At 71.0% G+C, this 12317-nt stretch carries 1 protein-coding gene; it reads right to left on the bottom strand.

What is annotated here, in order from left to right; all coding sequences use genetic code 11:
- Positions 1 to 143: 143 nt before the first annotated feature.
- On the bottom strand, positions 144 to 12311 hold the full coding sequence (locus ACZ4S3_RS11010) for an SDR family NAD(P)-dependent oxidoreductase (protein ID WP_467930307.1): 12168 nt from the start codon (positions 12309 to 12311) through the stop codon (positions 144 to 146).
- Positions 12312 to 12317 lie beyond the last annotated feature (6 nt).

Genomic DNA, 12317 nt, shown 5'->3' with positions numbered 1-12317 from the left:
CGTTTCCTCGCCATCTTCCACGAGGCGGACTGCGGGTTTCCCTAGGACTTGATCCGCAATTCACCAGAGGTGAACTGTGCCGGGACACGCCGCGGCGGGCGGCCGGTTGGCCGCCCGCCGGGGCGTTGCGCACTGCGCCTGGGTCACTCCCCGCCGAGGGAGTCCAGCCATTCCTTGACGATCCGCGCGGTCTCCGGGACGTCGTCGCGAACCATGGAGAAGTGGTCCGCGTCCATGATGCGCACCTCGGCTGTCGGGAACGCCTCGCTCTTCGCCTCCTCGCCCTCGGCGGCCGCGATGCCCTCCATGGCGAAGGCCTCCTTGGTGGCGCGGATGACCAGCACGGGGGCGGTCGTGTGCGACACCTCGAGTTGGCCGAGCAGGTTCATCCACCGCCCCATGCCGGACAGCCTGGAGTTCGTCACCCGCACCGGCGATTCCTCGTCGGCCAGGAAGCTGCGGTGCATCAGGCTGTCGTAGTCGATCTCCTCCCGGTCGTCGTGCCGGATGCTGACGGAGTCCAGCAGCACCACGGCTTCGGGCTTGATGCCCCAGGTGGCCTCCAGCAGACCGGCTGCGGCGTAGGCGTACGTACCGCCGGAGGAGTGCCCGACCAGGATGAAGGGGTTGCCTTCGCTCGCGCGCAGTGCGCTCTCCGCGATGGTCCTGACCGCGGTCGTCGCCGTGGTCGGCAGCCGTTCCCCGGCGGCGAAGCCGACCAGGGGCAGCGCGCTGATGTGCCGTTCACCCCGGAAGGGTGCGGCGAACCTGGCGTACTCGTGGACGCCGCCGTTGGCGGTGGGTGTGCTGATGCAGATCATCCGCGGTTCGGCGGGGCCTTCGGCGAGCGTGGTCGGCAGCGGCAGTTCCTCCAGTTCGGCCGTGTTCTCGAAGGTCTGGCGCAGGCCGGTCAGGGCCCGCAGCATGAGCCTGGCCTCCGGGAACTTGCCGCGGTCCATGGCGTCGAGGAACAGCCGCTCCAGCGACTCGGGTTCCGGCCCGGCCAGGAGGAGGCCCGCCTCGGACGCGGAGCCGGCGAGTCCGGGCTGTGCGGCGAATTCGCTGCGCAGCCGTGTGCCGAGGTCGGTGGGGGTCTTGGTGTCGAAGACCAGTGTCGCCGGCAGTTGCAGTCCGGTGGCCGTGGCGAGCCGGTTGCGCAGTTCGATCGAGGTCAGCGAGTCGAAGCCGAGCTCGTAGAAGTCCCGGCGGGGCTCGATCTCCGCCGCGGACGGGTAGCCGAGGATGAGGGCGGCCTCGCCGCGGACGAGGTCGACGATGTGGCCGACGCGCTCCCCTTCCGGCAGCTCCAGCAGCTTCTGGGCGAAGGTGGCCGGGGTGCCGGACGTGCTCGTGGCGTTCGAGGCGGTCCGCCTGCTCTGGCGGACCAGCCCGCGGAACATCTGGGGAATCTCGGCCTGCGGTGCTCGGGCGCCGGGGATCAGGCCGACCGCCATCACGACGGGCTCGGCGTAGCGGCGCGCGGCTTCGAACAGTTCCATGCCCTCTTCGGCGGAGACCGGCGCCATGCCGTTGCCGCGCATGCGCTGCACGAGGGCCGGGTTCAGCGCCCCGACCATGCCGCCGACGTCCCAGTGGCCCCATACGAGCGACTGGCCCGGCAGGCCCAGGGCGGCGCGGTGCTGGACCAGGCCGTCGAGGAAGGCGTTCGCGGCGGCGTAGTTGGACGTGCCCGGGGCGCCCAGCGTGCCGGAGACGGAGGAGAACGTGATGAACGCGGCGAGGTCGAGGGCCTTGGTGGCCTCGTGCAGATGCCAGGCGGCGTCCACCTTCGGCCGCAGGACCGGCGTCAGGCGCTCGGGCGTCAGGGAGGTGACCACGCCGTCGTCGAGGATGCCGGCGAGGTGGATGACCGCGGTCAGCGGGCGCTCCGCCGGGATGCCGGCCAGGAGGCCGGCGAGCGCGTCCGGGTCCGCCGTGTCGCAGCCCACGATCGTGGGCTGCGCACCCAAGCCCCGTAGTTCGTCGGCCAGTTCGGCCGCTCCCTGTGCCGCCGGGCCACTGCGGCTGGCCAGCAGCAGGTGCCGGATGCCGGTCGTGGCCAGGTGCCGGGCGAGCTCGCGGCCCAGGCCGCCGGTGCCGCCGGTGATCAGTACGGTCCCTTCGGGGTCCCACTGCGGCGACCGGGTGTCGGCGTCGGCGGGCAGCCAGGCCAGCCGTGCCATGCGTACCGTCTTGTCGCGTACGGCGAACTGGCATTCTCCGGAGGGCAGCAGGCCCGGCAGGGCGGCGAGGAGCACCTCCACGTCACCGCCGTCGCCGTGCTCGCCCGTGTCCTCGACGTCGGCCAGCACGAAGCGGCCGGGGTGCTCCGCCATCGTGGAGCGCACCAGGCCCCAGACGGCGGAACCGGTCAGGTCATCGCCGTCGACCGCGCCCCTGGTCAGGAACACCAGTTGCGCGGCGGTGAGGCGTTCGTCGGCGATCCAGTCCTGCACCAGGAGCAGGGCCTGTGTCGTCAGCTCGTGCACGGCCTCGGGGAAGCCGTCCTCCGTACGGGGCACGGGAACCACAACCAGGTCCGGGGTGCCCGTGATGTCGGCGAGCGACGCGGTCCCCAGGGGCGCCAGGACGGTGCTCCGGGTGTCGGGCACGTCCTCCGTCCGCGGTGCCGGGATCCACTCCAGGCGCAGCAGCCGCTCCCGCCGGCTGCGGACGGCACGCTTGGGGGCTTCCGTCAGGGCGCGCAGCGTGAGGGTGTGCGCCGACAGCACGGGTTCCCCGGCGGCGTCGACCACCGTGACGCTGACGGTGTCCTCACCGGTCTTCGTGATCCGTGCCCGTATCGCCGAGGCGCCGGAGGCATGCAGCGATACATCCTTCCAGGAGGCGGCGTACGAGACGTGCTCCTCGTCGCCCGCGCCACTGAAGGTGGTGCCGTGCAGGACCGCTTCGAGCAGTGCGGGGTGCAGGCCGAAGGACTGGGCATCGGAGGCGATGCCGTCCGGGAGTTCGGCTGCGACGTAGGTCTCGTCGCCGCGGACCCAGGCCGCTTGCAGCCCTTGGAAAGCCGGGCCGAATTCGGACCCTTCGTAGTATCCGTCCAGGTCGACGTCGGACGCGTCGCTGGGCGGCCAGTCGGACACGTCGAGGGACTCGGTGTGCCCGCCGGTGGCAAGGGTACCGGTGGCGTGCTGGGTCCACGGCTCGTCCGGTGTGGCCTGGGGCCGTGAGAAGAACCGGATCCCCCGCCTGCCCTCGTCGTCCGGGGCGCCGAGCCAGACCTGGAGCGCCAGGGCCGCGCCGTCGGTGAGCACCAACGGCGTGCCAAGGTCGAGTTCGGCGACGTTGTCGCAGCCGAACTGGTCACCGGCCACGATGGCGAGCTCGACGAAGCCGGAGGCCGGGAAAACGGCCGTCCCGCCTGCCACGTGGTCCTTGAGCCAGGGGTGGGTGTCCGTCGACAGCCGGCTGGTGAACAGCATTCCGCCGCCGTCCGCCAGCGGTACCGCCGCGCCCAGCAGCGGATGCTCCGTGGGCAGCAGGCCCGCGGAGGCCACATCGCCTGCCAGAACCGTCCGCTTCGGCCAGTAGCGCTGACGCTGGAACGGGTAGGTAGGCAGGTCGACGCGGCGGGCACCGGTGCCGTCGAAGATCTGCGCCCAGTCCGCTTCGACGCCTGCGACGTGCAGCTGCGCCAGGGCGGTGAGCAGGGCCGTCTCCTCAGGGCGGTCCTTGCGCAGGGTGCTGGCGGCGACCACGGTGCCATCCACGTTGTGCGGGACCATTCCGGTCAGTACGCCGTCGGTGCCCAACTCCAGGAAGGCCGAGACGTCGTCGGCCGCCAAGGCTCGTACGGCGTCGGCGAAGCGGACGGGCTCGCGGACGTTACGGACCCAGTAGTCGGCGGAGCGCATCAGCTCTTCCGAGGCCGGCCCGCCGGTCACGGTCGAGACGACAGGGATGCGCGGCGCCTGGTAGGCGAGGCCCTCGGCGACCTGGCGGAAGTCGTCCAGAATCGGGTCCATCAGCGGGCAGTGTCCCGCGACCTTCACCGCCACCTGCCGCGTCTTGCGTCCCTCGGCGATGAACGCCTCGGCGATGCTCCGCACGGGGCCCTCGTCGCCGGCGATGACGACCGACTCCGGCCCGTTGATCGCCGCGATCGAGACGCCGTCGATCAGTCGCCCGGCCGCCTCCTCCTCACTCGCCTGGATCGCCACCATGATGGCGCCTTGCCCCTCAAGGGTGTTCATCAGCCGGCCGCGGGCCGCCGCCAGGGTGCAGGCGTCCTTGAGCGAGAGGATCCCGGCGACGTGTGCGGCGGCGATCTCGCCGAACGAGTGCCCGACGACGAAGTCGGGTTTCACGCCCCACGATTCGACCAGCCGGAACAGCGCCACTTGCATGGCGAACATGGCCGGCTGGGTGAACCGGGTCTGGTCCAGGCGCTCCGCGTCGGTGAGCATCACCTCGCGCAGCTCGTCGTCGAAGTGGGCCAGAACCTCGTCCAGGCACTTCGCGAACGCCGGGAACCGGTCGTACAGTTCGCGGCCCATGCCGACCCGCTGCCCGCCCTGGCCCGGGAAGAGCATCGCCAGCGAGCGGTCCTCGGCCGTGCCCCGCGCGACCTCGTCGCCTGCCAGGAGCACCGCGCGGTGCGCGAACGCCGAGCGCCCCGTGGCCAGCGAGAGGCCCACGTCGGCCGGTGCGAGTTCCGGCCGCGCGGCGACCCAGTCGCGCAGCAGCTCGATCCCGTCGGACAGTGCCTGGGCCGACTTGCCCGAAACGAGCCACGGGACGGCCCCCGGCTCGATGGACCGGGTGTCCCGGCCGGTCCGCTCGGTGCTCTCCGGGGCCTGTTCGAGGATGGCGTGGGCGTTGGTGCCGCTCATTCCGAACGAGGAGACCGCACCGCGGCGCGGGCGGCCGGTGTCCGGCCACTCGGTGGCTTCCGTGAGGAGCTTGACGTCACCGGCCGTCCAGTCGACGTGGGACGAGGGTGTGTCGACGTGGAGGGTGCGCGGCAGCACGCCGTGCCGCAGCGCCATGACCATCTTGATGACATTGGAGACGCCGGCCGCCGCCATGGTGTGGCCGATGTTCGACTTGAGCGAGCCGAGCAGCAGCGGCTGTCCCTCGGCCCGGTCCTGGCCGTAGGTGGCCAGCAGCGCCTGGGCCTCGATCGGGTCGCCGAGCGAGGTGCCGGTGCCATGGGCCTCGACGGCGTCCACATCGCCGGTCGACAGCCCGGCGTTCGCCAGGGCCTGACGGATGACCCGCTGCTGGGAGGGGCCGTTGGGCGCCGTCAGGCCGTTGGAGGCGCCGTCCTGGTTGACGGCCGAGCCCCGTACGACCGCGAGGACCTCATGCCCGTTGCGGCGGGCGTCGGACAGCCGCTCCACGACGAGCACTCCCACGCCTTCCGCCCAGCCCGTGCCGTCGGCCGCGTCCGAGAACGCCTTGCACTGGCCGTCCGTCGCCAGCGCGCCCTGCCTGCTGAATCCGGCGATGCTCATCGGCGTGGACAACAGCGTCACGCCTCCGGCGAGCGCCAGCGAGCACTCGCCGTTGCGCAGCGCGTGGACCGCCAGGTGCAGCGAGACGAGCGAGGACGAGCACGCCGTGTCGACGGTGACCGCGGGGCCTTCCAGGCCGAAGGTGTAGGACAGCCGCCCGGAGAGGACGCTGCCCGCGAGTCCGGTACTGGCGTGGGCCTCGACGTCCTCGCGGGAGTTCATCAGGATGCTGCCGTAGTCGGAGCCGCTGGTGCCGACGAAGACACCGGTCTCGGTGCCCCGCAGGGACACCGGGTCGATACCGGCGCGCTCGATGGCCTCCCAGGAGGTCTCCAGCATCAGCCGCTGCTGCGGGTCCATCGCCATGGCTTCGCGGGGTGAGATCCCGAAGAAGGGGGCGTCGAATTCTCCGAGGTCGTCCAGGAAGCCGCCCTTGGACGCCGCGCTGCGGCCCTGGTCGCCCTCCGCCCCGCCCAGCAGGGTTTCCAGGTCCCAGCCCCGGTCGGTGGGGAAGTCGGTGATGCCGCCGCGCCCGTCGAGGACGAGCCCCCACAGGTCTTCGGGGGACCGCACGCCGCCGGGCAGCCGGCAGGCCATGCCGACGATGACGATCGGGTCCTCAGCGGCCACCGTGGTCGTCACGGCGGGAGCGTTGGGCTCTCCGTGCTCGTCGAGGAGTACGGCGACGAGGTGGTCGGCGAGTGCGGTGGGGTTGGGGTAGTCGAAGACGAGGGTGGCGGTCAGCCGCAGGCCCGTGGCGGTGGAGAGCCGGTTGCGGAGTTCGACGGCGGTCAGCGAGTCGAAACCCAGGTCGTTGAACTCCCGCCGGGTATCGATCGCCTTGGCCGAGGCATGCCCGAGCACGGCGGCGGCCTCGGACCGTACGAGGTCACTCATCACGCGCGTACGCTCCTCCGGCCGCGCCTCCCGCAGTCGGCGGCCCAGCGTCGCCGCCGCATCGGTGCCCCTCGAGGCTCCCGCGGCCGCACGGCGGGCACCCTTGACCAGGCCCCGCAACACCGGCGGCACCGGCGGCACCGAGCCGCGGTCCGAAGCGCCCGCGGCGACCGGCCCCATCGGCACGAGATGCGCCGCGTCGGTCGCGGTGGCGGCGTCGAACAACGCCAGCCCCTGCCCGACGGTCAGAGGCGTCGCCCCGTAGGACGCGATCCGCTCCAGGTTCGCGTCGGACGGCGCGGATGCCGTCCCGCTCTCCTGTGCCCAGGGGCCCCATGCCAGGGACTGGGCGGGCAGGCCCTGTGCCACACGGTGTTGGGCGAGCACGTCGAAGAAGACGTCGCCCGCGGTGTGGTCGCCCCCACCGGCGCTGCCCACGATGCCCGCGACCGAGGAGAAGACCACGAAAGCGGCCAGGTCGAGATCCTTGGTGGCTTGATGCAGATGCCAGGCCGCGTCCGCCTTCGGGCGCAGCACGGCCGACAGCCGCTCAGGCGTCAGCGACGTGACCGCACCGTCATCGAACACACCGTCGTCAAGAACACCGGCCGTGTGGACGACGGCGGTCAGCGGATGCGCCACAGGAACCGAGGCCACCAGCGCGGCCACCGCCTCCCGGTCGGCCACATCACAGGCAGCCAGCGTCACCTCGGCACCATGAGCGGCCAGCTCATCCCGCAGCTCGGCGGCGCCCGGAGCATCCGGTCCGCTACGGCTGGCCAGCAGCAGATGGCGCATGCCGCGCTCGGTCACCAAGTGCCTGGCCAGCGCGCCGGCCGGACCATCGGTGCCACCGGTGATCAGCACGGTGCCGTCCGCAGCCCAGGTACACGGCAGGGTCAGCACGATCTTGCCGATGTGCTGCGCCCGGCTCATGAATCGGAACGCCTCCGGCGCGCGCCGCACATCCCACGTCGCCACCGGCAACGGCCGCAGCGCATCGGCGGCGAACAGCTCCAGCAGCTCAGCGAGCATCTCCTGGGTACGGTCCGGGCCCGCCTCCGCGAGATCGAAAGCGCGGTAGTGCACTCCGGCGGCGGACTCGGGCTCGCGGATGTCCGTCTGGCCCATCTCCAGGAAACGGCCACCGGGGGCGGTCAACCGCAGAGAGGCATCGACGAATTCACCCGCCAGGGCGTTGAGCACCACATCCACACCACGGCCATCGGTGACCGCCCGGAAGCCCTCCTCGAACTCGGTGCTACGGGACGAGGCAATGTGGTCATCCGCAACACCCAACTCCCGCAGGGTGTCCCACTTGCCCTCACTGGCCGTGGCGAACACCTCCGCCCCCAGATGCTTCGCCAGCTGGATCGCCGCCATACCAACGCCACCAGCACCGGCATGCACCAGGATCGACTGCCCCGGCCGCAACTCCCCGAGATCCTTCAGGGCGTAGAGAGCGGTCAGGAAGACCAGCGGCACCGACGCCGCCTGGGCGGGTGTCCAGTCCTGGGGGATGCGGGCGAGGAGTCGCTCGTCGGTGACGGCCACCGGGCCGAAGCCGCCGAAGACCAGGCCCATCACCCGGTCTCCCGGACGGAACTCACTCACCCCGGGACCGGTCTTGGTCACCACACCGGCGGCCTCGGCACCCAGCGCCCCGGCCTCACCCGGATACATGCCCAGGGCGTCCAGCACGTCGCGGAAGTTCACGCCGGCGGCCTGGACCTGAATGCGGACCTGGCCTTCCGTGAGCGGCTCCCGGATCTCCGGGCAGGGCGCCAGCACCAGCTTGTCCAGGCTGCCCTTGGCCGCACTGTCCAGCCGCCACGGCACCCCGGCGGGCGGCAACAGTCCCGCACCGTTGCCGACGGGGGCGAGCCGCGCCACTCGGATGGCGCCCTCACGCACCACGAACTGGGTGTCCCCGGTGGCCAGCAGACCCGGCAGGTCCGCGAGCACCTCAGCGAGATCCCCGTCCTCAAGGTCCACGAGCGCGATCTGTCCGGGGTGCTCCGCCTGTGCCGAACGCACCAGGCCCCACGCCGCGCCCGCGGCCACGTCCCGTACGGGCTCCCTCTCGTCGGCGGAAACGGCGCCGCGGGTGACGAACACCAGGCGTGAGGTTACTAATTCCTCCCGGTCTGCCCAGTCCTGAAGCACCCCCAGGACCCGGGCCGTCACCTCGTGAGCGCGGGCTGGCACGTCCTCGCCGGCACCGGACACGGGGACCACCACGAGGTCCTCATCCCCCGTGAGGTCCGCCAGGGACGCGACCGAAGCACCCACACCGAATTCGTCCGCTCCCAGGGACACGCACCGCACCTCGGCGGGCTGAACCTCAGGGGCCGCCACCCAGTCCAGCGACAGCAGCGCGTCGTACTCCGCTCCACGCCGTGTCGTCAACGAGCTTGCCGCATAGTCCGGTTGGCGACGCAGGACGAGTGCCTCGGCGGACAGTACGGGTGCGCCTTCGACATCGACGGCCGCAATGGACACCGAGTCCTCACCGGTCTTCACCACCCGCACCCGCAAGACCGACGCACCCCCGGCATGCAGCGACACGCCCCGCCACGCAAACGGCAGGAACTGGTCATCCTCACCGCCGACACCAGCCATCCGGTGGGACTGCAACACCGCATCCAGCAACGCCGGATGGAGCCCGAACAGCCCCGCCTCCTCCACAACCTGGCTCGGCAACGCAACCTCGACGAACACCTCGCCCTCACGCCGCCACACCGAACGCAGCCCCTGGAACGCGGGGCCATAACCGGACCCCTCGTAGAAACCCTCCAAGTCGACAACCACCGCATCCCGCGGCGGCCACACCTGGGAACCGAAGTCCCCGATCCACTCACCACCGGCCAGCGTGCCACCCACATGCTGCGTCCACGACTGGCCGGCATCGCCATCACGACGCGAGTGCACCGAAACCGTCCGAGCACCCACCTCATCGGGCGCCGAAACCAACACCTGAACCTGCGCAGCACACTCCTCCCCAAGCACCAGCGGCGCCATCAGAACAAGATCCTCAACCCGGCCACAACCGACCTGATCACCCGCCCGCATAGCCAGCTCCAAAAAGCCCGTTCCCGGGAAAAGGACGCTGCCACCCATGACATGGTCAGCCAGCCACGCATGGGTCTGCAACGACAACCTGCCCGTCAACACCACCTCACCGGAATCCGCAAGCGTCAGCGTCGCACCCAACAACGGATGCCCCGCAGGGACGAGCCCCGCACCGGTCACATCCCCGGACAGCACCGCAAGCCGAGGCCAATACCGCTCACGCTGGAAGGGATAAGTAGGCAGCTCCACACGACGAGCACCCATCCCCGCAAACCACTCGGCCCAATCCACGCCCACGCCCACCACATGCAGCCGCGACAAGGCGGTCAGCAGGGCCGTCTCCTCCGCCCGGTCCTTGCGCAGCGCGCTGACGAACACCGCGCCCTCGCCCGTGCCGTGCTGGGCCATCGCCGTCAGCACGCCGTCGGGACCCAACTCCAGGAACACCGAGGCACCTTCGGCCTCAAGAGCCCGCACCCCGTCCGCGAAACGCACGGTCTCGCGCACATGCCGGACCCAGTAGTCGGCCGAGCAGACGAGGTCCCCGGCGGCCAGCTCGCCGGTCACGTTGGAGACGACGGGGATCCGCGGAGCCTCGTACGACAGCCCCTCGGCCACCCGCCGGAAGTCCTCCAGCATCGGCTCCATCAGCGGCGAGTGGAAGGCATGGCTCACCGGCAGACGACGCGTCTTGCGGCCCTCGGACGCCAACTCCTGGGCGATGCGGAGGACTTCGGACTCGTCCCCGGCGAGCACGACCGCCTCGGGACCGTTGACCGCAGCGACCGACACCGCCTCGACGAGCCGCGCCGCCACCTCGTCCTCCGCCGCCTCGACGGCCACCATCGCACCGCCCACCGGCAGCGCCTGCATCAGTCGCGCCCGCGCCGCCACCAGCCGGCACGCATCCCCCAGCGAGAACACCCCGGCCACATGCGCCGCAACGATCTCACCGATCGAATGCCCGGCCACGAAGTCCGGCCTGATGCCCCAGGACTCGGCCAGCCGGAACAACGCCACCTCGAAGGCGAACAACGCCGGCTGCGTAAAGCCGGTCTCGTCCAACCGCTCCGCGTCGGTGAACATCACCTCCCGCAGCGGACGCTCCAACTCGGCGTCAAAGTGCGCCAGCACCTCGTCCAACGCCTCGGCAAACACCGGGAACCGACCGTACAACTCACGGCCCATACCTACTCGTTGCGCACCCTGGCCCGAGAACAGCACCGCGAACTTCCCTGCCGTGTCCTCGGCGAACCCGTTCGCCACCTCGACGGTCTCGCCGCCCTCGGACAGCAGTACCGCGCGGTGCTCCAGGTGTGCCCGGGTGGTCGCCAGCGAGAATCCCAGGTCGAGGGGCGACTGGTCGGTCAGCGCGGAGATCCGCTCAAGCTGTGCGGCCAGTGCTTCCTCGGACCTCGCGGAGACCAGCCACGGCACGGCCGACGGCGTGGTCTGAGGCGCGCTCTCCTCCTGCTCGTCGAGCTCCTCGGCGGCCGGAGCCTGCTCGATGATGACGTGGGCGTTAGTGCCGCTGATGCCGAACGACGACACGCCGGCCCGCCACGGCCGGTCGGCCTTGGGCCACTCCTGAGACTCCGTAAGCAACTCCACCGCACCGGACGACCAGTCCACATGCGACGACGGCACATCCACGAACAGCGTCTTCGGCAGGACACCGTGCCGCATCGCCAGGACCATCTTCATGAGTCCCGCCGCACCGGCCGCCGCCTGCGTATGGCCGAGATTGGACTTCACCGACCCCAGCAGCAAAGGACGTTCGGGATCACGGTCCTTGCCATAGGTGGCCAGCAGCGCCTGGGCCTCGATCGGGTCGCCCAGGGTCGTTCCGGTGCCGTGGGCCTCCACGGCGTCCACGTCCGAGGCCGACAGGCCGGCACTCGCCAGCGCCTGCTGGATCACCCGCTGCTGGGAGGGGCCGTTGGGCGCCGTCAGGCCGTTGGAGGCGCCGTCCTGGTTGACGGCCGAGCCCCGTACGACCGCGAGGACCTCATGCCCGTTGCGGCGGGCGTCGGACAGCCGCTCCACGACGAAGATGCCCACGCCTTCGGACCACCCGGTGCCGTCGGCCGCGTCGGAGAACGCCTTGCACCGACCGTCCGCCGCCAGCCCGCCCTGCCTGCTGAATCCGGCGAAGCTCATCGGCGACGACATCACCGTCACGCCTCCGGCGAGCGCCAGCGAGCACTCGCCGTTGCGCAGCGCGTGGACCGCCAGGTGCAGCGAGACGAGCGAGGACGAGCACGCCGTGTCGACGGTGACGGCCGGGCCCTCCAGGCCGAAGTTGTACGAGAGCCGCCCGGACAGGATGCTGCCGGCGAGGCCGGTGCTGCCGTGCCCCTCGATGTCCTCGCGGGAGTTCATCACGGCGTTGATGTAGTCGACACCGCTCGTGCCCACGAAGACTCCGGTCTCGGTGCCCCGCAGGGACACCGGGTCGATACCGGCGCGCTCCAGTGCCTCCCAGGAGGTCTCCAGCAGGATGCGCTGCTGGGGATCCATCGCCACGGCCTCGCGGGGCGAGATGCCGAAGAAGTCCGCGTCGAACGAGGCGGCGTCGACGAAGCCGCCTTCGGCCGTCGCGCTGCTGCCGCTTCCGTCGCTGGTGAGGATGTCGAGGTTCCAGCCGCGGTCCGTGGGGAATGCCGAGATACCGTCCCGGCCGTCCTTCAGCATGTGCCAGAGCTCTTCCGGGGATCGCACTCCCCCCGGCAGTCGGCAGGACATCCCGACAATGGCTATGGGCTCCTGCTTGGCGGACTCGGCCTCTCGAAGCCGTTGGCGGGTCTGGTGCAAGTCGTTCGTGACCCACTTGAGGTAGTCAACGAGCTTGTTGTCGTTCGGCATGACGTG

This window comes from Streptomyces sp. NPDC028368 (genome assembly GCF_055565615.1).
The sequence above is the reverse complement of the archived record's forward strand: the minus strand, read 5'-3'. Positions and strand labels throughout refer to the sequence as shown.

Excerpts from the sequence above, each read along its gene's own strand:
- ACZ4S3_RS11010 (WP_467930307.1), bottom strand. The coding sequence starts at position 12,311 with ATGCCGAACGACAACAAGCTCGTTGACTACCTCAAGTGGGTCACGAAC.